Source organism: Pseudomonas sp. NFX224 (assembly GCF_048565165.1).
GTDB lineage: Bacteria > Pseudomonadota > Gammaproteobacteria > Pseudomonadales > Pseudomonadaceae > Aquipseudomonas.
In genome coordinates, this window is record NZ_CP183416.1 from 2253123 (window position 1) to 2274111 (window position 20989).

General features: G+C 60.9%; 18 protein-coding genes and 1 pseudogene. 12 read left to right on the forward strand and 7 right to left on the reverse strand.

All coding sequences use genetic code 11. From position 1 onward, the window contains the following. Nucleotides 1-16: 16 nt before the first annotated feature. Nucleotides 17-1030 (forward strand): zinc-binding alcohol dehydrogenase family protein, encoded by a 1014-nt coding sequence (locus tag ACNYC6_RS10130; RefSeq protein WP_419712175.1) that lies wholly within the window; start codon nt 17-19, stop codon nt 1028-1030. Nucleotides 1031-1199: 169 nt separating this feature from the next. Next, a complete protein-coding gene (locus ACNYC6_RS10135; RefSeq protein ID WP_419712176.1) occupies nt 1200-1373 on the forward strand; it encodes a hypothetical protein in 174 nt (57 codons plus the stop codon). 7 nt (nt 1374-1380) lie between these two features. On the opposite strand, the gene ACNYC6_RS10140 is transcribed toward ACNYC6_RS10135, so the two are convergent. Continuing rightward, nucleotides 1381-2577 carry a multidrug effflux MFS transporter gene (locus tag ACNYC6_RS10140; RefSeq protein ID WP_419712177.1) on the reverse strand — a complete coding sequence of 399 codons (1197 nt, stop codon included), beginning with the start codon at nt 2575-2577 and terminating at the stop codon, nt 1381-1383. Between the two features lie 93 nt (nt 2578-2670). Then, the gene (locus ACNYC6_RS10145) at nt 2671-2868 is read right to left on the reverse strand and encodes a heavy-metal-associated domain-containing protein (protein ID WP_338584553.1); all 198 of its coding nucleotides are present in this window, start codon (nt 2866-2868) and stop codon (nt 2671-2673) included. A 159-nt stretch (nt 2869-3027) separates the two neighbouring features. On the opposite strand from ACNYC6_RS10145, the gene ACNYC6_RS10150 reads away from it, so the two are divergent. The 3 genes from ACNYC6_RS10150 (at nt 3028) to cueR (ending at nt 6326) form a co-directional block, all read left to right on the forward strand. Next, nucleotides 3028-3411 carry a hypothetical protein gene (locus tag ACNYC6_RS10150; RefSeq protein WP_419712178.1) on the forward strand — a complete coding sequence of 128 codons (384 nt, stop codon included), beginning with the start codon at nt 3028-3030 and terminating at the stop codon, nt 3409-3411. Between the two features lie 111 nt (nt 3412-3522). Continuing rightward, nucleotides 3523-5916: a heavy metal translocating P-type ATPase gene (locus ACNYC6_RS10155; protein WP_419712179.1), complete on the forward strand. Its 2394-nt coding sequence runs from the start codon at nt 3523-3525 to the stop codon at nt 5914-5916. Continuing rightward, nucleotides 5913-6326 carry a Cu(I)-responsive transcriptional regulator gene (cueR, locus tag ACNYC6_RS10160; protein ID WP_419712180.1) on the forward strand — a complete coding sequence of 138 codons (414 nt, stop codon included), beginning with the start codon at nt 5913-5915 and terminating at the stop codon, nt 6324-6326. Before ACNYC6_RS10155 ends, cueR begins: the two co-directional genes overlap by 4 nt. A gap of 843 nt (nt 6327-7169) precedes the next feature. On the opposite strand, the gene ACNYC6_RS10165 is transcribed toward cueR, so the two are convergent. Then, entirely contained in the window at nt 7170-8063 is an 894-nt protein-coding gene (locus tag ACNYC6_RS10165) for a PA4780 family RIO1-like protein kinase (RefSeq protein ID WP_419712181.1), read from the reverse strand. 603 nt (nt 8064-8666) lie between these two features. Here ACNYC6_RS10165 and ACNYC6_RS10170 point away from each other — a divergent pair. Together ACNYC6_RS10170 and ACNYC6_RS10175 are read left to right on the forward strand one after the other, a co-directional pair. Next, nucleotides 8667-9551 (forward strand): annotated as a pseudogene (locus ACNYC6_RS10170) (cache domain-containing protein); the annotation flags it as partial. Between the two features lie 201 nt (nt 9552-9752). Further along, on the forward strand, nt 9753-10457 hold the full coding sequence (locus ACNYC6_RS10175; RefSeq protein WP_408003245.1) for a methyl-accepting chemotaxis protein: 705 nt from the start codon (nt 9753-9755) through the stop codon (nt 10455-10457). A gap of 47 nt (nt 10458-10504) precedes the next feature. Here ACNYC6_RS10175 and ACNYC6_RS10180 read toward each other — a convergent pair whose 3' ends face one another. Continuing rightward, entirely contained in the window at nt 10505-11296 is a 792-nt protein-coding gene (locus tag ACNYC6_RS10180; RefSeq protein ID WP_419712182.1) for an AraC family transcriptional regulator, read from the reverse strand. 181 nt (nt 11297-11477) lie between these two features. Beyond that, nucleotides 11478-12755, reverse strand: a complete 1278-nt coding sequence (locus ACNYC6_RS10185; protein WP_419712183.1) for an acetyl-CoA C-acetyltransferase — start codon at nt 12753-12755, stop codon at nt 11478-11480. Between the two features lie 122 nt (nt 12756-12877). On the opposite strand from ACNYC6_RS10185, the gene ACNYC6_RS10190 reads away from it, so the two are divergent. From ACNYC6_RS10190 to ACNYC6_RS10205, 4 genes are all read left to right on the forward strand, one after another. Continuing rightward, the gene (locus tag ACNYC6_RS10190; protein WP_419712184.1) at nt 12878-14230 is read left to right on the forward strand and encodes a 3-oxoacyl-ACP reductase; all 1353 of its coding nucleotides are present in this window, start codon (nt 12878-12880) and stop codon (nt 14228-14230) included. Nucleotides 14231-14232: 2 nt separating this feature from the next. After that, nucleotides 14233-15087, forward strand: a complete 855-nt coding sequence (locus ACNYC6_RS10195) for a MaoC family dehydratase (protein ID WP_419712185.1) — start codon at nt 14233-14235, stop codon at nt 15085-15087. 378 nt (nt 15088-15465) lie between these two features. Beyond that, on the forward strand, nt 15466-16956 hold the full coding sequence (locus ACNYC6_RS10200) for a collagen-like triple helix repeat-containing protein (RefSeq protein ID WP_419712186.1): 1491 nt from the start codon (nt 15466-15468) through the stop codon (nt 16954-16956). Nucleotides 16957-17082: 126 nt separating this feature from the next. Next, nucleotides 17083-18753 carry a ShlB/FhaC/HecB family hemolysin secretion/activation protein gene (locus tag ACNYC6_RS10205; RefSeq protein WP_419712187.1) on the forward strand — a complete coding sequence of 557 codons (1671 nt, stop codon included), beginning with the start codon at nt 17083-17085 and terminating at the stop codon, nt 18751-18753. A 274-nt stretch (nt 18754-19027) separates the two neighbouring features. On the opposite strand, the gene ACNYC6_RS10210 is transcribed toward ACNYC6_RS10205, so the two are convergent. Together ACNYC6_RS10210 and ACNYC6_RS10215 are read right to left on the reverse strand one after the other, a co-directional pair. Next, on the reverse strand, nt 19028-19474 hold the full coding sequence (locus ACNYC6_RS10210; RefSeq protein WP_419712188.1) for a response regulator: 447 nt from the start codon (nt 19472-19474) through the stop codon (nt 19028-19030). 39 nt (nt 19475-19513) lie between these two features. Further along, complete coding sequence (locus ACNYC6_RS10215) at nt 19514-19711, reverse strand: Flp family type IVb pilin (protein ID WP_419712189.1); 198 nt, start codon at nt 19709-19711, stop codon at nt 19514-19516. A 322-nt stretch (nt 19712-20033) separates the two neighbouring features. On the opposite strand from ACNYC6_RS10215, the gene cpaB reads away from it, so the two are divergent. Further along, nucleotides 20034-20984, forward strand: coding sequence for a Flp pilus assembly protein CpaB (cpaB, locus tag ACNYC6_RS10220; RefSeq protein WP_419712190.1), 951 nt, complete (start codon nt 20034-20036; stop codon nt 20982-20984). Nucleotides 20985-20989 lie beyond the last annotated feature (5 nt).

Sequence of the window (20989 nt, forward strand, 5' to 3'; positions counted from 1 at the left end):
GTTTGCGGAGTCTTTGATGAAAGCCATTGCCTATTACGCGTCCCTGCCGATCAGCGACGAAAAATCCCTGCAAGACATCGAACTGCCGGAGCCGGTCGCCGGGCCGCGTGACCTGTTGGTGGAGGTCAAAGCCATTTCGGTCAACCCGGTGGACACCAAGGTCCGCCAGAACGTCCAGCCTGAAGACGGCACCGCCAAAGTGCTGGGCTGGGACGTGGCCGGTGTGGTCAAAGCCGTCGGCAGTGAAGTGACCTTGTTCAAGGCCGGCGACAAAGTGTTCTACGCCGGCTCCATCGCCCGCGCTGGCGGCAACAGCGAATTGCACGTGGTGGATGAGCGGATCGTCGGCCATATGCCGAAAACCCTGGGTTTCGCTGAAGCCGCCGCCCTGCCGCTGACGGCGATCACCGCATGGGAATTGCTCTTCGAACGCCTGCAAGTGCGCGAAGGTAAAACCGACGAAGGCCAGAGCCTGCTGATCGTCGGTGCGGCGGGCGGTGTCGGCTCAATCCTGACGCAACTGGCCAAACAACTCACCGCTCTGAAGGTGATCGGCACTGCTTCGCGTCCGCAAACCCAGAGCTGGGTGACAGCGTTGGGTGCCGACCAGGTGATCGATCACAGCCAGCCACTGAGTGAAGAACTCAAGCGCGCCGGCATCCCTCAAGTGACTCACGTTGCCAGCCTGACCCAGACCGACCATCACCTGGATCAATTGGTCGAGGCGCTGGCGCCACAGGGCAAACTGGCGCTGATCGATGACCCGAAATCCCTCGACGTGACCAAGCTCAAGCGCAAGAGCCTGTCGCTGCACTGGGAGTTCATGTACACCCGCTCGCTGTTCGAAACCGCAGACATGATCGAGCAGCACAACCTGCTCAACCGCGTGGCGCAGCTGATCGATGCCGGGACACTGAAAACCACGGTTGGCGAACACTTCGGCACCATTAATGCGGCGAATCTGCGCCGGGCTCATGCCCTGCTGGAAAGCGGTAAATCCAAGGGCAAGATTGTGCTGGAAGGGTTCTAAACCCCGGAAAGCAACATCGCAGGCTGACCCAGAGCCTGCGATGTTTCTTGTTACAAACCGTCAGTCCGACAGTTACCTCTTGTCACAATAGCGATCGTATTCAGGTCTACAATCGAATCTCCTGCGAGGCACCCTTTTACAAAACGTCTTTTACAAGAGGAGTTCAGCTATGAAGATCCTGATAAAAGAAGTGGCAAAATCCCAGTGGCAGGTCCGCCTGGACCAGCATGCGGTTACCTTCCGCAGCGAAACCGAAGCCCGAACTTTCATGCGTACCCTTGAAGCACGCATTCAAGCCCCTCACCCGATTCCCGCCCTTCACGCGCAGCGTGCTGCTGGCTGACCCCCTCTCAAACCTGGGCTTGCGCCAGTGCCCGGGCATTTTGCAAACGCCGGGTGAGCATCGCCACGCTCACCACCAGAATTGCGCACAGGCTGATGACCATGGCCATCGGCATGGCGCTGCCATCGTGCAAAACGCCCACCAGCGCGGCCGCACCGGCGGCGACGCTGAATTGCAGGCAACCGAGCATCGCCGAAGCGCTGCCGGCGCGAGCACCCTGGCCGTTCATCGCACACGCTGACGCGTTGGGCAGGATGCAGCCGAGGCTGGAGATACAGACGAACAGTGGAATCAGCAATGGCCACAGTTGTGTCGTGTGCAATGCACTCACGGCAAGCAGAGCCAGGCCGGCGCCAAGGTAAACCCACACGGCGCGCGTCAACAGGAATGCCGGCCCACGCTTGGCCAGCAAACGTGCGTTGACCTGCGCCACCAGAATGAAACCCGCCGCATTGGCGCCGAAGAACCAGCCAAAATGTTCGGCCGGGACGCCATAGAGCTTGATGATGACGAACGGTGAACCCGCGATGTAGGAAAACATCCCGGCGATGGCGATACCACCGGTCAGCGCATGGCCGAGGTACACCGGATCCTTCAACAACCGACCGTACTGTCGCAGCGACCCAGACAACGGTTGGCGCGGCAAATGGGCGGGCATGCTTTCCGGCAACCCGAGTGCGACAGCCAACCCAGCCAGCGCGCTGAAACCGGTCAATACCAGAAAGATCGACTGCCAACCTGTGGTGTTGACCAACAGCCCGCCGAGCATCGGCGCGAGGATCGGCGCCAGGCCCATCACCAGCATCAGCTGCGAAAAGACTTTCGCCGAACCCACTGCATCGCATTTATCACTGACCACCGCCCGCGAGATCACCATCCCTGCGCAACCGCCCAGAGCCTGGACGAAACGTGCACCGATCAGCCATTCCAGGTTCGGCGCATAGGCGCACGCCAGCGAAGCGCCAGTGAACAGACCCACGCCCAAGAGCAATGGAAGGCGCCGCCCGAATCGATCCGCTACCGGCCCGTAAGCCAGCTGACCAATGGACAAACCAAGGAAATACGCCGCCAGGGTCAGCTGAACATGTTTCTCATCAGTGCCGAAGGCAAGCGCCATGGCCGGGAACGCGGGCAGGTAGAAATCGATCGCCAGCGGACCGAATGCGCTCAAGGCGCCAAGAATCAGAATTGTGCGGAAGTTCATCAGGCATCCAGTGAGGCAGAGGTCGGCAGCCCGACAGTTTAGCCGCGCATGGACGCCATGAACATTCAGATAGCTCGCTAACTATTAAAAAGCTCAGGCCAATTTGATGCCGTAGCCTTCTTCACTGATCGCGTCGATCACTTGCTGGGCGGTGAGCGCACTCTCGACACCGACCTCTTTCGCCGCCAGATCGACGCGCACGCTGGCCGCCGGGTCCTGAGCCTGAACCGCCTGAGTGATGGCCCTGACGCAGTGACCGCAGGACATACCTTCAACATTGAACACTTGCATGGAATGACTCCTTTGATGAGGCTCTTGAATGAGGCTGAGTACAGTCTTGAGCTTGCCACCATGGCAAGGTCAAGTTCTGCAGTGATCTGCCGGGCTGGCAATCGGCGCCGCGCTCGGCCAAGCTGCGTTCATCAATGACTCGACTCAGGAGATTCAGCCATGCGCTGGTCAGCTTTCAGCCTGTTTGGCTTCCTCAGCCTTTTCGCCGCCCTGCCTTCGGCCCATGCCGCCGGGGAGGACTATGGCGTGCTGATCATTTCCCGCGAGCGCCTGGAAGTCGCGACCAATTGCGAGATCGGCGTATATATCCAGGATCAATTGGCGGCGCGGCTGTTTCAAGAGCAAAGCACTTCGTTCAACCTGCCGCCGGGCAATGTGTCCCTGCGCCTCAAACTGCTGCCGGGTCAGGCACCGGGTTGCAACCCGGGCATGCTCGCACCGGGTTCGCAGGACATTCAGCTCAGGGCCGGCGACGTGCTCAAGTACCGGATTGCGATGACCCAGGAAGGGATGTACCTCAAGCGCGCAGGCTTGGGGTACTGACACCCATCCCTCTTCCTGCAATTGGATTTTCGGTGAATTTCAGAATGGCGCTTGACCTTGCCAGCATGGCAAGGTTGATCCTGTAGGCATCTTCTACAGGGAGCGCGACCGATGTCCGAATCCACCACTTTCGATCTGCCGATTGCCGGCATGACCTGCGCCAGTTGCGCCGGGCGTGTCGAGCGTGCCTTGAGCAGAGTCATCGGCGCCAGTGCCGTCAGCGTCAACCTAGCCACCGAACAGGCTCGGGTCCAGGCGCCTGCCGACAGCCTGCCAGCCTTGATGGATGCGGTGCAAAAGGCCGGTTACAGCGTGCCGCAGCAGACGATTGAATTGAGCATCGACGGCATGACCTGCGCCTCCTGCGTCGGTCGCGTCGAGCGGGCTCTGAGCAAAGTGCCGGGGGTGAAGAGCGTCAGCGTCAACCTCGCCAACGAACGCGCACACTTGGAACTGCTTGGGCAGATCGATCCGCAAACCTTGATCGCCGCCGTGACCAAGGCAGGTTACGCCGCCAGCCTCTGGGAAGCCGAACACCCACAGACCGACAATCAACAAACCCGCCTGCACCGCGAGCGCTGGGCCTTGATCGCGGCCATCGTCCTCGCCTTGCCGCTGGTGTTGCCGATGCTGCTGCAACCGTTCGGCGTGCACTGGATGCTCCCGGCCTGGGCGCAATTCGCCTTGGCCACGCCAGTGCAATTCATCTTCGGCGCACGGTTTTATGTGGCCGCGTGGAAAGCCGTGCGCGCTGGCGCGGGCAACATGGATTTGCTGGTCGCGCTCGGCACCAGCGCCGGTTATGGCTTGAGTGTCTATGAGTGGGCCACCGCCGCCGGACGCATGCCGCATCTGTATTTCGAAGCCTCGGCGGTGGTGATCGCTCTGGTGTTACTGGGCAAATACCTGGAGAGCCGCGCCAAGCGCCAGACGGCCAGTGCCATTCGCGCCCTTGAAGCGCTGCGCCCGGAGCGGGCGATTCAGGTGATTGACGGCCGCGAACAGGACGTCGCCATCAGCGCCCTGCGCCTCAATGATCTGGTAATGGTCAAACCCGGCGAGCGCTTTCCGGTGGACGGTGAAGTGATCGAAGGCCAGAGCCATGCCGACGAAGCACTGATCAGCGGTGAAAGCCTGCCGGTGCCGAAACAACCCGGCGACAAGGTGACCGGCGGCGCAATCAACGGTGAAGGTCGACTGCTGGTTCGCACTCAGGCGCTTGGCGCGGAAACCGTGCTGGCGCGCATCATCCGCCTGGTGGAAGACGCTCAAGCGGCGAAGGCTCCGATCCAGAAACTGGTGGATAAGGTCAGCCAGATTTTCGTGCCGGTGGTCCTGCTGCTGGCGTTGGCGACGCTGGTCGGTTGGTGGTTGTATGGCGCGCCGCTGGAAATCGCGCTGATCAATGCCGTTGCGGTGTTGGTGATCGCCTGCCCTTGCGCTTTGGGCCTGGCCACGCCAACCGCGATCATGGCCGGCACCGGCGTAGCAGCGCGCTACGGGATTCTGATCAAGGACGCCGAAGCGCTGGAGCGGGCCCATGAAGTCAGTTCGGTGGTGTTCGACAAGACCGGCACCCTGACCTCGGGCACGCCGCGCATCGCCCACTTGAGTGCCGTCGATGGTGACGAAGCGACCCTGCTGCAATGGGCCGGTGCCCTGCAACGCGGCAGCGAGCACCCGCTGGCCAAAGCGGTGCTGGATGCGTGCGAAGAACGCGATTTGTCCGTGGCCGATGTCACTGACAGCCAGTCGCTGACCGGGCGCGGTATCGCTGGCAGCCTCTATGGTCGTCGTTTGGCGTTGGGCAACCGGCGTCTGCTGGAAGAAAGCGGCCTGAGCACAGGTGCGTTGGCTGATTCAGCCACTGCGTGGGAAACCGAAGGCCGGACGCTGTCCTGGCTGATCGAGCAGAGCCCCGCGCCGAAGGTGTTGGGGCTGTTCGCCTTCGGTGACACGCTCAAACCCGGCGCACTGCAAGCGGTGCAGCAACTCAATGCACGGCACATCAGCAGCCACCTGCTGACCGGTGACAATCGCGGCAGTGCCAACGTCGTTGCCGAGGCGCTGGGCATCACCGACGTGCACGCCGAAGTGCTGCCGGCGGACAAAGCCGCCACCGTCACGGCGCTGAAAAAAACCGGCGTGGTGGCGATGGTCGGTGACGGCATCAACGATGCACCGGCCTTGGCGGCGGCGGACATCGGCATCGCCATGGGCGGCGGTACAGATGTGGCCATGCACGCGGCCGGAATCACCCTGATGCGCGGCGATCCACGTCTGGTGCCGGCGGCGCTGGAGATCAGCCGCAAGACCTACGCGAAGATCCGGCAGAACCTGTTCTGGGCCTTCGTCTACAACCTGATCGGCATTCCACTGGCGGCCTTCGGCTTCCTCAACCCGGTGCTGGCCGGTGCGGCGATGGCGTTGTCGAGCGTCAGTGTGGTGAGCAATGCGTTACTGTTGAAAATCTGGAAACCCGAGGATCTGGAGGACAACCGATGAACATCGGTCAAGCGGCTCGCCATAGTGGCCTGAGCGCAAAAATGATCCGTTATTACGAGTCGATCGGTTTGCTCAAGGCCGCACATCGTGCCGACAGCGGTTATCGGATGTACGGCGATGACGACTTGCATACGCTGGCGTTCATCAAGCGCTCCCGGGACCTGGGGTTTTCCCTGGAAGAGGTCGGCAAGCTGCTGACCCTGTGGCAGGACCGCCAACGCGCCAGCGCCGATGTGAAGGCCCTCGCCCGGCAGCATATCGATGAGTTGAACCAGAAGATCCGCGAGTTGGGGCAACTGCGCGATACGTTGCAGGATTTGGTTGAGCACTGTCAGGGGGATCACCGGCCGGATTGTCCGATTCTCAAGAGTCTGGAGTCGGGGTGTTGTGATACCCCAACCCGCGCGTGATTGCAGGACACTGCAAAACCCTGTGGGAGTGAGCCTGCTCGCGATAGCGGTGTATCTGACAAATCAATGTTGGATGTGCCGACGTCATCGCGAGCAGGCTCGCTCCTACAGGGGGATTTGCGTTGCAATCGAGTAGGAGGCGGGGTTGCCCCCGCCGTCCTCTCACACCACCGTACATACGGTTCCGTATACGGCGGTTCCTGCCTACTGACATACAACGTCAGCGAGCTTCGTTCCGTTGATGTGTCGCCTGTGGTATCTAAGCGCCCAGACCGGCCCTCGGAGCTTCCGGCTCCTACCTCCTAATGGTCTCGACCCCCGCTATGCGGTGTTTCTGCTTTACGCTCCAACAGAGATCACACCCGACTATCCACTCATGGCAGGTTCAGCCCTTCGTTACTCCGGTGTCGAGCAACTACTACGGCCTCTGCTGACTTCTGTCGCCCATCCCGTCATCTCGCGACGCCGGTAGCACATGGCAGGCTATACAGATCTCCCAGGGTAATTCGCGCGACCTTCCTGCTTATGCCTGTCGGATCTACGTCACAGCGTTCCGTGCAAGTATTGGGCTTTGAAGATATTGGCCTTCTTACCCCGCTGCACCGCCTAATCCGCTTCCTGTTCGTCAGGCCAGCATTTTGCCTCGGGCTTCCTTCAGATTCGCAGTCGCCCGCGACACCCTTGCCTCTGGCTAACACTTCCCCTTGCCGGGTGTGTAGAGGACTTTCACCTCCAAGTCACCAGCGTGGCCACCACAGCCAAGCTGGTTGCGCTTACGCGCAACGCGCCATGCCTGGCGCACCAATAAAAAACCCGGCCGAAGCCGGGTTTTTGTTTAGCCAATCACTGCATCCACGGCGGAGGCGGCTCTTCGGCTTTGTTGGGTGGTGCGTCATCAGCGGCACGGGCTGCTTGCTTGCGCGCTTCATCGAGGCGCGCGGCCTCGATCTCGCGCATGATGCCGCCCACGTCGGCCAGTTCTTCCGGTTCGTCGAACTCGCCGGTCAACACGCTGGCCGGGTGCAAGGTACCCGCCTCGTAGAGCGCCCACATTTCCTTGGCGTACCTGGTCTTTTTCAGCTCCGGCGCAAACCGGCCGAAATAGGACGCCATGTTGCCCACGTCGCGCTCCAGCATGCTGAACGCGTGGTTGTTGCCCGCTGCGTCCACGGCTTGCGGCAAGTCGATGATCACCGGGCCGGTCGGGGTCAGCAGCACGTTGAACTCGGACAGGTCACCGTGCACCAGGCCGGTACACAGCATCAGCACGATCTGCGAAATCAGAAACGCGTGATACTCGCGCGCCTGGTCCGGCTCCAGCACCACGTCGTTCAGACGCGGCGCGGCATCGCCGTACTCGTCGGCCACCAGCTCCATCAGCAGCACGCCTTCAAGGAAGTCATACGGCTTGGGCACTCGCACGCCGGCGTTGGCCAGGCGGAACAGTGCCGCCACTTCAGCGTTCTGCCAGGCGTCTTCGGTTTCCTTGCGACCAAACTTGGAACCCTTGGCCATGGCCCGGGCCTGACGGCTGTTGCGCACCTTGCGGCCTTCCTGATACTCGGCCGCCTGACGAAAACTGCGTTTGTTCGCCTCCTTGTAGACCTTCGCGCAACGTAACTGGTTACCGCAGCGCACCACGTAAACAGCTGCTTCTTTCCCACTCATGAGTGGGCGCAGCACCTCGTCGACCAGACCGTCTTCGATCAGGGGTTCAATGCGTTTTGGAGTCTTCATCAGCTTTTATTGTGGGTCCTTTATTACCAAACACGCGAAAGTCATTCGTTATACGGCAATCCACCCAATCGGGGGAGGGGGTGCCGACCTATGAACATTGCAGAAGCACACAATGTGCCGGTTTCATCATGAAAACCTGCGCTCCATCCCCCGCCTGCTTCGGATGATAACCGAGCCTGAAGCACTTGTTGTCCGGGGGTTGCATGGGCATTTGTGACAGAAGCTGACACCTGGACACGACCATTCTCAGGATTTTTCGGAACAGGCCTCAATTTCCTCCGACAACAGCCGAAGCCCTGAGTGACAAACTGATTTGTCCGACAATCGCAGCACCAACAATAGCGATGTCGCACTCATGGACCGGGATTGACCAAAAAACGTTTTCGGCTGCCAAAAAACCGCGAGTCATCTGCACTGCGTGGGCCTACAAGAAAATCTGGAGCGCGGATGAACATCAAACAGAAGTTGACCTGGGCGTTTGCAATCATCGCCTGCTTGCCCGTGGTGCTGGTCGCCACCCTCGTTGTGCTGAACTTGCGCAGTGATGCCAAGGACGAATTCGTCGACAACAGCGGTCGCGAAATCCGTCAGGTCAGCAATGCCATGCAACTGTTCTTCGACGGCATCAGCCAGAACGTCGAATACCTGGCCAGGCAACCGCTGATTACAAACTCCGACGACAGCCTCAAGACCTACATGAGCGCTAACGCCGCCAGCATTCCTCAGGGCGAGGCGGACAAAAAAGTCTTCAGCTTCCTGCAGGACCTGGGTAACGCCCATCCGTCTTATGCCTACGCGATTCTCGGCACCGCCGCCGGTGGTTACGTGTCATGGCCGGACGATGCCAAGCTGGCCAACTACGACCCGCGCCAGCGTCCGTGGTACAAGGCGGCCCAGGGCAAACCAGGCAAGCCGTTCCGTACCGAGGCCTATTACTGGGCCGAAAACGATACGTCCTACGTCAGCACCGTACGCACCATCGACAACAAGCTGGGCACCAACGGCGGCGTGGTCAGCATCGACGTGTCGCTCAAACAGCTCACCGAACTGGTCAAACAGATCAAGCTTGGCGAAACCGGCTACCTGATGCTGCTGGAAAACTCCGGCACCGTGCTGGTCGATCCGAAGCAACCGGAACACAACTTCAAGGCCCTCGGTAGCCTCGGCGAGGGTTATGCGCAACTGGCCAAGGCCGGCAAAGGCCTGGTCGAAGTCGAACTCAATGGCGAGCGCTACATGGCCAACGTCTGGCCGTCCGAGCAACTGGGCTGGACCTTCATCGGCCTGATCAAGCAGAGCGATGTGATGAGCACCGCGACCCAGCTAACCTGGTTGATCGCGATCATCGCCGCCGTGCTGGCCGTGGTCTTCGCCATCGTCGGTGCCAGTTTCGCCAGCGTCATCGTGCGGCCGATCCGCAGCGTGGCCGACGGCCTGGAAGGCATCGCCCAGGGTGAGGGCGACTTGACCAAGAACCTGCAAGTGCGCGGCAGCGATGAAACCGCGCAACTGGCCAACTGGTTCAACCAGTTCCTTACCGCGATTCGCAACCTGATCCAGAGCATCGGCGGCGCCGCGACCAAGATCCTCGCCACCTCCAAAAGCTCGACCCAGGTCTCCAGCGACATGGCCGAAGCTGCCGGGCGCCAGCGCGAAGCGGTGGACATGGTGTCCACGGCGTTCCACGAAATGGTCGCCACGGCCAACGAAGTAGCACGCTCTTGTAGCCAGGCCGCCGAGTCGGCAGACAGCGGCCAGCGTCAGGCCCGCGAAGGCCAGCAACAGATCGATGCCGCCGTGAACAGCGTGGATCGCCTGAGTCAGGAAATCGAACAGTCGGCGCAGTCGATGCAACAACTGGAACGCGACAGCAACGACATCCAGTCGATCCTCGGGACCATTCGTTCGATCGCTGAACAGACCAACCTGCTGGCGTTGAACGCGGCCATCGAAGCGGCACGCGCCGGTGAGCAAGGTCGTGGCTTTGCGGTGGTGGCCGACGAAGTTCGGGCGCTGGCCAAGCGCACGGCAGACTCCACGGCGGAAATCGACGGGCTGCTGGGCAACCTCGCCAAGCGCACCAGCCAGGTGACCCAGCAAATGCATGCGAGCCTGGAAGTGTCGCAGCAATCGGTAACTCGCATCGGCGAAGCACGCAGCAGTTTCGGGCAGATCCGTGAGTCGGTGGACGTGATCCGCGACATGAACACCCAGATCGCCACGGCGGCGGAACAACAGCACCAGGTGGCCGAAGACATCAACCGGCACATCAGCCAGATCCATGGCGATGCGCAGCTGGTGGCGGAACTGGCCAACTCGGCGCGCCTGGACTCCCAGAGCCTGGCCGGGTTGTCGAATGAGCTGGATGGGTTGGTTCGCCGGTTCAGAACCTGAAGATCAAAAGATCGCAGCCTGCGACAGGCTGCGATCTTTTAGCCTCATCACTGCCGAAACAGCTCTCCCGGGGTAAACCCGAACAAGCCCTTGAACGCCGCAATAAACGCCGACGTCGAGTCATACCCGCAGGCCAGCGCGGCATTGGTCACGCTGTCCCCCTCCTCCAGCAAACTCAGCGACGACAACAGCCGCATACGCTGGCGCCAGCCACGAAAACTCAACCCGGTTTCGCGCTGGAACAAACGCATCAGGGTTTTCTCCGACGTGCCCAAACGCTCTGCCCATGCCTGCAAGGTCGCGTGTTGTTCAGGGTTTTCAATCAGCTCGTTGCACAATCCCAACAACCGTTCATGGCGGGGCAGAGGCAGGGAAAATCCGACTTCCGGCAGCGTCGCCAACTGATCCAGCAACACACTCACCAGCCGTGCTTCCTGACTGTCGCCTTGCGGATACTCCACTGGCAACAAACAAAAACTCTTGATCAGCTCCCGGGCCAGCGGTGTCACTTCCAGCACCCGACAACGCCCGTCCGCCCATTGGCAATCCTCGCGACGCACGTAAAGGCTGCGCATCTCGGCCCGCATCGACGTGACCACCTGATGATCAAGATCCGCCGGAATCCAGATGCCCCACTGCGGCGGAGCGAAGAAACTGCCCTCGGCGGTGTGCACGCCGAGAACACCGCTGATGGCGTAGGAAAACTGCACCCAGTCATGGCGATGGGACGGCGTCCACGAACCGGCATTGAGGCTTTCCACCCGGGCGTACAGCGGGCGCGGTAGCGCGGTGATCGGCGGGATGCTGCGCTCGAGGGAAATTTGTCCGTTAGTCGGCATTGATGGGCCTTGTGTTGCGAGACGGCTGATGGAGCGACGTTAGGCCATGTCCCCAATCTATTCAACACCACAGATTCCCTGTGGAAGCGAGCCTGCTCGCGATAGCGATCTGTCGGTCACATCAGTATGAATGTGCTGCCGCCATCGCTAGCAGGCTAGCTTCCACAGGTATTGTCCGACTTCAACGTTCGATGATGGCGGTCACACCCTGCCCTCCCGCCGCACAAATCGAAATCAGCCCGCGCCCCTTCCCCGCCGCATCCAGCAGCTTCGCCAGGTTTGCAACAATGCGCCCACCGGTGGCAGCGAACGGATGCCCCGCCGCCAATGAACTGCCTTTGACGTTGAGTCGGCTGCGGTCGATCGAGCCCAACGGCGCCTCGAGGCCCAGGCGGGTTTTGCAGTACTCCGGATCTTCCCAGGCCTTCAACGTGCAGAGCACTTGTGCGGCGAAGGCTTCGTGGATTTCGTAGTAGTCGAAGTCCTGCAAGGTCAGGCCGTTGCGCGCCAGCAAGCGCGGCACGGCGTACACCGGCGCCATCAGCAAGCCTTCGGCACCGTTGACGAAATCCACCGCCGCCGCTTCGCCATCGCGCAGGTAGGCGAGGATCGGCAAGCCTCGTTCCTTCGCCCATTGCTCGCTGCCCAGCAACACCAGCGACGCGCCATCGGTCAGCGGCGTGGAGTTGCCTGCCGTCAGCGTGCCCTTGGCGCTTTTCTCGTAAGCCGGCTTGAGTGCGGCAAGCTTTTCCAACGTCGAATCCGGACGTAAATTGTTGTCGCGGGTGAGGCCGAGAAACGGTGTCATCAGATCGTTGTGCCAACCCTCGGCGTAGGACGCGGCGAGTTTCTGATGACTTTCCAGCGCCAGTTGATCCTGCGCTTCGCGAGGAATATTCCAGGTCTGCGCCATCAACTCGCAATGCTGCCCCATGGACAGACCGGTACGCGGTTCGCCATTGCGCGGGAACTCAGGGACAAAGTCTCGTGGACGCAATTGCAGGAAGGTTTTCAGTTTGTCACCGGTGCTCTTGGCGCGGTTGGCTTGCAGCAGAATCTTGCGCAGGCCTTCGCTGACACTGATCGGCGCATCCGACGTGGTATCGACACCACCGGCGATGCCGCACTCGATCTGGCCCAGGGCAATCTTGTTCGCCACCAGCAGCGCCGCTTCCAGTCCAGTGCCGCAGGCTTGCTGGATGTCGTAGGCCGGCGTCGAAGGCGACAGCCGCGAGCCGAGCACGCACTCGCGGGTGAGGTTCATGTCCCGCGACAATTTCAGCACTGCCCCGGCAACCACTTCACCGATGCGCAGGCCATGCAGGTTGTAGCGTTCGATCAGACCTTCGAGCGCGGCGGTGAGCATGTCCTGGTTACTGGCGGTGGCGTACGGTCCGTTGGAACGGGCGAAAGGAATCCGGTTACCGCCGATGATCGCGACGCGGTGCAGTTGAGTCATGAAAATCCCCTGATGAATGACCTGATCCTACAATGATCAAGCGTAGGCCTAATCTCGTGGATCGAACGACTGATCGCCATTCATGGTCCACACTTTGAACCCCAGCTTTCGGAGCGCGTTCCATGTCTGACCGCTATATCGACTTCGCCAACTCCTCCATCGGCCATCGTCTGGTCGGGGCCTTGGGCCTGCCTTCGCCGACCCGCCTGGAACGCTGGCAAGCCGGCCGGCTGCGGCCTGTAGACGGTGCGTTGCTGATCGGTGGCGGACCGCTGACGGAGAACGTCAGCGCGTTCGCCAACCGCCTGACCGATGCGATCTACCGCTACGGCACCGAGCCTTCGATGGCGACAGCGTGGATTCCCGGCCACGGCCCGAAACTCAAGGCCGTGGTGTTCGATGCCAGTGATCTGGTGCAAACCGATCAACTCAAACAGCTGCGCGAATTCTTCCAGCCGTTGATGAAGAACCTTGATCACTGCGCACATCTGGTGATTCTCGGGCGTGACCCACAGACCTTGAGCGACCCGTTCGCCGCCAGCGTGCAACGCGCTCTGGAAGGCTTCAGTCGCTCGCTGGCCAAAGAGCTGCGCAGCGGCGGCACCTTGCAGCTGATCCATGTCGGTGAAGGTGCCGAGGATCAACTGGAAGGGCCGCTGCGGTTTTTCCTTTCGCCGAAAAGTGCGTTCGTCTCCGGGCAAGTGATTCGCCTGAACGCTTGCGATACGCAGGTGAGTGACTGGACGCGACCGCTGGCCGGGCGCAAGGCATTGGTCACCGGTGCCGCACGTGGCATCGGTGCCTCCATCGCCGAAACCCTGGCCCGCGACGGCGCCGATGTCATCCTGCTTGACGTGCCACCGGCCAAAACCGATCTCGAAGCCCTCGCCGCACGCCTCGGCGGGCGCAGCATCACCCTCGATATCTGTGCCGAAGACGCCGCCGCACAATTGATCGAACAGTTGCCGGACGGTATCGACATCGTGGTGCACAACGCCGGCATCACCCGCGACAAAACCCTGGCCAACATGACCCCGGAATTCTGGGACGCGGTGCTCGCGGTCAACCTCAATGCGCCGCAAGTGCTGACCAAGGCCTTGCTCGACAACGGCACCTTGCGCGACGACGGTCGGGTGATTCTGCTGGCGTCGATCAGCGGCATTGCCGGCAATCGCGGGCAAACCAACTACGCGGCGAGCAAGGCCGGGTTGATCGGTCTGGCGCAAGCCTGGGCACCGCTGCTGCAGGAACGCGGCATCAGCATCAACGCGGTGGCACCCGGTTTTATCGAAACCCAGATGACCGCCCACATTCCGTTCGGCCTGCGCGAAGCCGGGCGGCGCATGAGTTCGTTGGGCCAGGGCGGCCTGCCGCAAGACGTCGCCGAAGCGGTGGCGTGGCTGGCGCAACCGGGCACTGGCGCGTTCACCGGACAGGCCTTGCGCGTCTGCGGGCAAAGTGTTCTGGGGGCTTAAACATGATCACTGACTGGCACACGCTCAACCGCGAACCCAGCCTGCCGGGGCTTTATGCGCGAGCAGCGACGCGACGAAAAATTACCGGCACCGCCCTGCCCGACTCGGGTTTGCGTTGCTGGGTCGATGTCGAGCCGAAACGTCTGGCGGCCTATCGCCAAGTCTGCGGTTTCGTCGACAACAGCCTGCTGCCACCCACCTATCCGCACATCCTCGCTTTCGCATTGCAGATGCAACTGCTCACTGCGAAAGCGTTTCCGTTTCCGCTGCTGGGGCTGATTCACCTGAGCAATCGTATTCGCGTGCTGCGCCCCATGGGCGGGGTCAATCGGGTGCGGGTCGGCGTACAAGTGCAGAACCTGCAACCTCACGCCAAAGGGGCAACGTTCGATCTGCTGACAACCCTGGACGATCAGTTGGGGCCATTGTGGGAAGCACAGAGCCAGATGCTCTGTCGTGGGGTCAAGCTCGAAGGCGAGCCTGTCGAAGAGGTGTTGGTGCCGACGTTGATACTGACGCAGGTCGCGCAATGGAAAGCGCCTACCGACATCGGCCGGCGATACGCCAAAGTCTCCGGTGACTACAACCCGATTCACCTGAGCGCGACCAGTGCAAAGCTGTTCGGCTTCCCCTCGGCCATCGCCCACGGGTTATGGAACAAGGCGCGCACACTGGCCGCGCTGGCCGACCATCTGCCGACGGCGAACATCGAGATTGCGGTGCAATTCAGGAAACCGGTGCGTCTGCCCAGCGAAGTCGCCTTGCTGGCCAGTGCAGCGGGGGCCAGCGGTGATCTGCAATTGATCGGGGCCGGGGATCTTGAGCACATGGCCGGGCATTGGCGACCGGTTACCTGACAGATCAAAAGATCGCAGCCTGCGGCAGTTCCTACAGTAGGAATGCATCCCCTGTAGCTGCCGTAGGCTGCGATCTTTTCGGCTCTCAAACATGGTCAATTGTGTATATATCACTTAAGTGTTCAACACCCGATTCCACCCTGAGTAACCATCCACGCCCATTGATTTACAAAGCATTTTCATCCAAGTCTATACCCAAGGTATTAGCCCTTAGGCAGCACGCCCGCGCCTGTATAGAACGGTTTAATACCAAGTTGAGAGTGGTGTTGTAGAGCCCTTGCGTTTGTCATGCGGACAACGGACGAAGACATGGCCGGCGACAGAACCGGTCAGCCATCGAAGACAACGACGTTGTTACAGGTGCAAGGACTCTCACTCATGAACACTCAAGTGTGGTGCAAATCGGCAACAGCATTGGCGCTCATTCTCTCCCTCGGCCTGGCCGGCTGCAGCAGCGGCGGTGGCGGCCATCACAGCAGCTCCGACAGTTCCTCCCCGGACAGCGAAACCACGGCGGGCACAGGAGGCACGGACGGCAGCGGCGGCGGAACGGGGGGCACTGGCGGCGGTGGCACCACCGACCCGACCAACCCCACCAATCCAACCAACCCCACAGACCCGACAGACCCAACCACCCCGATCAACCCCGGCGCGACACCGCTGGTGACTACCACGCTGGTGCAGGATGTCGGCACCACCGTGGGTGGTGTGGGCGAGGGTGTCGGGCAAATCGGCGACTCGCTGGGCTCGGTGCCGGTAGTCGGTGGCGTGGTGCAAAGCGTGGCCAACACAACCGGCAATGTGGTCAGCACACTCGGCGACGGCGTCGCCAATGGCCTGGGCAAACTGGGCACCGATCCGAACGGTCTCGGCGTCACGGCATCGGCGGTGGGCGGCGTGGTGCAGGATGTCGGCAACGGCGTGTCCGATGTCAGCGGCAAACTCGCTACCGCCACCAGCAGCGTCCCCGTGGTCGGCGGTGTAGTGACCCGGGTTGCCCCTGTACTCGATGGTGTCGGCGAGAAAGTCACCATGCTCGGCGACACCCTGAACACCGCGACCACGACCGGTCCGCTGGGCTCGGTGACCAAAGAAGTCGGCAACAAACTGGTGCCGGTGATCGCCATGGTCGAGAGCACCACCGACAAAATCGGTGACGCGACCGGCCTGGGTGATCCGCTCAAAGGCATCGTCAAAAAAGTCGGCGACAGCGTCGATGGCGTGGGGGACAACCTCACTACTGCCGGCAATGGCAATGCGTTGACCAACACCGTGGGCGGCGCACTGAGCAACACCGGCATTGCGGTCGGCAACGCCGGCGGCCTGGTGTCCAACGGCAGCGGATCGGGCGGCAGCGGCTTGCTCGAAACGGTGGGTGGCGCCGTGGTGAATGTTGGGGCGGGACTGAACATCGGCAACACCAATGGCGTGGTCAGTGCAGCCGGAGTAAACGGTGTCGCTGGCGGCAACCTGATTGCCACGGTGGGTGGTGCACTGGGCGGTAGCGGCATCGCCAACACAGGCCCGACCGCGCCGCTGGCCTCGCTGGGTACAAACATTGGCACCGCGGTCAACCCGGTCACAACTGCAGTGTCTGGGCTGACCCAAAACCTGGGCGCCGCCACCGGGACCGGTGCCCCGATCGCCAGCCTCACCGGCCAGGCCGGCGGTGCAGTCGCCAACCTCGGCGGCGCGATTGCCGGCAGCAACGCCAACCCCGTAGTCACCGCGCTTGGCAATACGGTCACCACCGTGGGCGGAACCGTCGGCGCGGTCGGCGGACTGGTCAATGGCGGCACGGGTACCACCGGTGGTCTCGGTGGCGTGCTGGGCGGACTGACCGGCGCACTGGGCGGTAATCAACGCTGATTTGCACCTGGCCGCATCGACGGCCATACCTACAGCGCCTACGCTTGGTTGGAGGCGGAAGATCCTGCTCAGTCTTCCGCCTTTTCTTTGGATCATGGAGATCCACACGCAAACAAGGAGTGTCCCATGCGAGTCATGGTTTGCTTGCTGCTATTGCCCCTCAGCTCCAACCTCTTCGCCGACACCTTGCCCAGTTTTCTCAACAGCAACGAAACCATCCGCAACCTGCCTGTGCCGAACCTGCCCGCCGACGCCTATCGTCCAACGACCGCGCCACTGCAAGTGCCGGAACCCGGCACGGCCCAGGCCCAACCGCTGATGATGGGCACCAAAGTCACCCTCAAAACCGTGCAGATCGAAGGCGGAACAATCTACCCGCTGAACGAACTGGCCGCGGTCTATCAACCGCTGCTGGGTCACGAAACCAGCCTGGCCGATCTGATCGAGGCAACCCGCAATATCACGCGTCGCTATCAACAGGATGGCTACCTGCTGTCCTACGCCTTCCTGCCACAACAGACGTTCGAAAACGGCGTGGCGCGCGTGGTGCTGGTGGAGGGTTACATCAAGGACTATCAACTGCAGGGCGACGTCGGCCGGGTCAAAGGTTTGCTCGACAAACTGGTGGCCAAACTCCAGGCCGAACGACCGCTGACCCGCAAGACGTTCGAACGCTACACCACACTGATGAGCCGCATCCCCGGCGTGACCTTGCAGGCGCAGGTGCCGCCACCGGGCACCACCGATGGCGCGACACAACTGCTCGCCCAGGCCAGCCGCAAAGCGTTCACCAGCACGATGAGCACCACCGAGGACAACCGCAACAGCCTTCAGGCATTGCTCGGTGTGAGCAGCAATTCCCAGACGGCGATGGGCGAACAACTGAGCCTCAGCGGCCTGTTTCCACCGGGCGATGATGACGAGCATTACTACCGTCTGGACTACAACCAGTTCCTCAATACCGAAGGCACGCAACTGGCGTTATCCGCCTCGCGCTACCGCGCCGACCCGGGCACGAATGTGCAACTGGACAACGGCCTCGAACTCAAACCCCATCGGGAAAACGATCGCTACTCGATCGGCTTCAGTCATCCCGTGATCGCCGCGCCCAACGAATTGCTCAGCGTCGGTTCGCGTCTTTATGCGGTCAATGACAAGACCCGCTACAAGGTGGTGGGCTTCCCGCTCAGCATCGAAGAACGCACCGACATCCGCGCCCTGGCGTTCGAAAGCGACTGGCGCAAAGCCGACGCGCAGCGATTGCGTATCCTCAGCGGCGGTTTGTATCAGGGCATCGACGGCATGGGCGCAAAAACCAACAACACCGCCCTCGACCTGGACTTCTTCCGGCTGCGTTTGTCGGGAGTGCAGAGCGACAAGTTTTTCGACAACTGGCAAGGCGTACTGTCCGCCGCGCTGTACTGGAGCGACGACACCTTGCCCGACAGCGAGCGCGCCGTGTTCGGCGGACAAAACTTCGGTCGCGGCTACCCCGACGACCAGGCGTCCGGCGACAAGGGTTGGGGCATGGCCTACGAGGTCAACTACAGCTTCAATCGCGAGGGGAATTGGGTGCGGGTCCTGCAACCGTATGTGGTGCTGGACCGGGCGAGGGCCTGGTTCAATGATTTGCCCGTCAAGGCCAATGACATGTCATCGGCGGCGGTGGGTTTGCGGTTTGGCGATGCCCGGTACTACAACATTGCGCTGGAGGTGGCCAAGGCGATGTCGGAGGAAGCGCTGGATACGTTCAATCGGCGGCCGCGGTATAGCGTTAGTTTTAGTTATCAGTTGTAGGCGATGGGTTGGCTGTGAGGCCGCCATCGCCAGCAGGCTGGCTCCCACAGGGGACGGGTGTATCCGTAAGAAATTGGTTGGCTGAGAGGGCGTCATCGCGAGCAGGCTCACTCCTACAATGGATCGGCGTACATCCAGGCTTTTCACCACTCCACAGGGCGAGCGCTTTTTTTGCTTACTTTTTTGAGGCGTTTGTCAAAAAAGTGAGTCGCCGTAAGGGCGAAACCATAAGTGGCCGTTACCGCAGCTACGGATATTCACTCAAAAGCCCGAATCACCCCTTGACCAAATAAACCTGCGGCAACGGAAACAAATTATTCAAAGTCTCCAACAACCTCACGTGATAAATCGGCTTGCGAAACAAGTCCAGCACCTGCAACCGCAACATGTCACTCACATCGTCCATATCCGCATGCCCGGACATCACAATCACCGGCAGATGCTGCCGCGACGTATGCTCGCGCAAACGCTTGATCAACGACAGGCCACTCTCCTCTGGCATGCGCAGGTCAGTGATGACCAGCGCAATATCCGGATGACGCGTCAAATGCTGCAACGCCACCTTGACCGAAGTAGCGGTAAAACAGTTAAACCCCTCGCCCTCCAGCCACTCCGCCAACTCAAGCAAAGCATCTTCTTCATCATCGACCAGAAGAAGTTGTTGGCGCGAACATACTGAAGAGTTCATAGGCAACACCGGCAATAAAATGAGCGCTGACATTAACCTGCCTTTTGCAATAGCAAGTCACCTGACTCCCTGTTACAGCGCACTCTTGATCGCGGTAAACGTATCAGTAATTCCCTTCGAAATATCCGTAGTAAACCCGGCTATCACCACTGCAATCATGGCCGCCACAATCGCGTACTCAATACCCGAAGCACCCTCGGTATCCTTGGCCAATCCCTTGTAAAACACGACTTCCGATTTGACCTTCTGAACAAGCTTCGAAAAAGACATGACCGTTCTCCTGGAGCACCGGGTGTTGCATAAGCGCAACATGATTCCCCTGTGCCAGCACCAGCATTGTCGGCATTCCCCCACCCAACAACTGTAAATACGCATTAACACGAAAGTATTAGTCGTTTCGTTGACGTCAAAAAAACACGACATTTCATCGTAATGTTTTACTTTCACTGGATTTTTACTCTTCGGTAATGGCGTTTTGCTCTAGCTGCGCTACGGTCAAATAGCGAAATGGTTTTATGTTCATAGCTGCCTGATTGCGAAGTTTTCTCGTTGGAAGGACGAGGTCGTTAGCAGAAGGAAAGGGAGAGCCGTCATGAACAGTCGTGTCATCTTGAGTCTTGCCGGATTGTCTCTGGTGGGCGCTGTCATTGCCGGTTACTGGGGATTCACATTAAGCCGTCAACCGGCCGCTGCCGCCGTTGCGCAACCCGCGATCATCACACCGGGAGCCACCGCTCAGGCACCTGTACCGCAGGAAGAAGACACCACCCGTCAACCGGTGGTGGTTCTGCAACGTGACATCACGCCGTTTGTGCAAATCACCGCTGCCGACGTCGCCCTGGAAAAACTCCGCACCGTTCCCGCCGGCAGCCTGACCCGGCTTGATCAAGCCATTGGCCGCACACCCTGGCGCGCGCTCAGCGCCGGCAGTTGGTTGAGCGACGAAAGCTTCGAAGCTGGCAGCACGCTGGCGCGGATGATCCGCCCCGATGAACGCGCCCTCGCCGTCGCCGTGGATGAAGTGATCAACGCCGGCGGCCAACTGACGCCGGGGGATTACGTCGATGTGCTGCTGTTTTTGCGCGGCGACACCAACAACCTTCAGCCCTCGGCACAACTGGTGGTTCCGGCCTTGCGGGTGCTGGGCGTGGGCGAGCAAATGGGTTTGACCAACGACGGCCAACCCGCCAGCCCGGCCCGCAGCAACGATGACAAGCTCAGACAGGAACATCAACGCGCCGGCGCCCGCACCGTACTGCTGGCCGTGCCTGAACAACTGCTCAGTCGCCTGATGCTCGCCGCGCAGGCCGGGGTGTTGCGCCTGGCCGTGCGCAGCGCCGATGAAAAGCGCCTGGCCCGTTACTGGGCCGGCCAAGGCGATTCGCCGTCCAACATCGCCAACGCCAATCGCGAATTGATCCAGTTCAACCAACTGGCCATGACAGCGCCATCCAAACCTGTCGTCGCCAGCGGTGCCGCCGCGCCGCGCAGGTCAGGCGTGGAAGTCATCCGCGGCAATGAAATCACACAACAGACCCCCTGAAATCG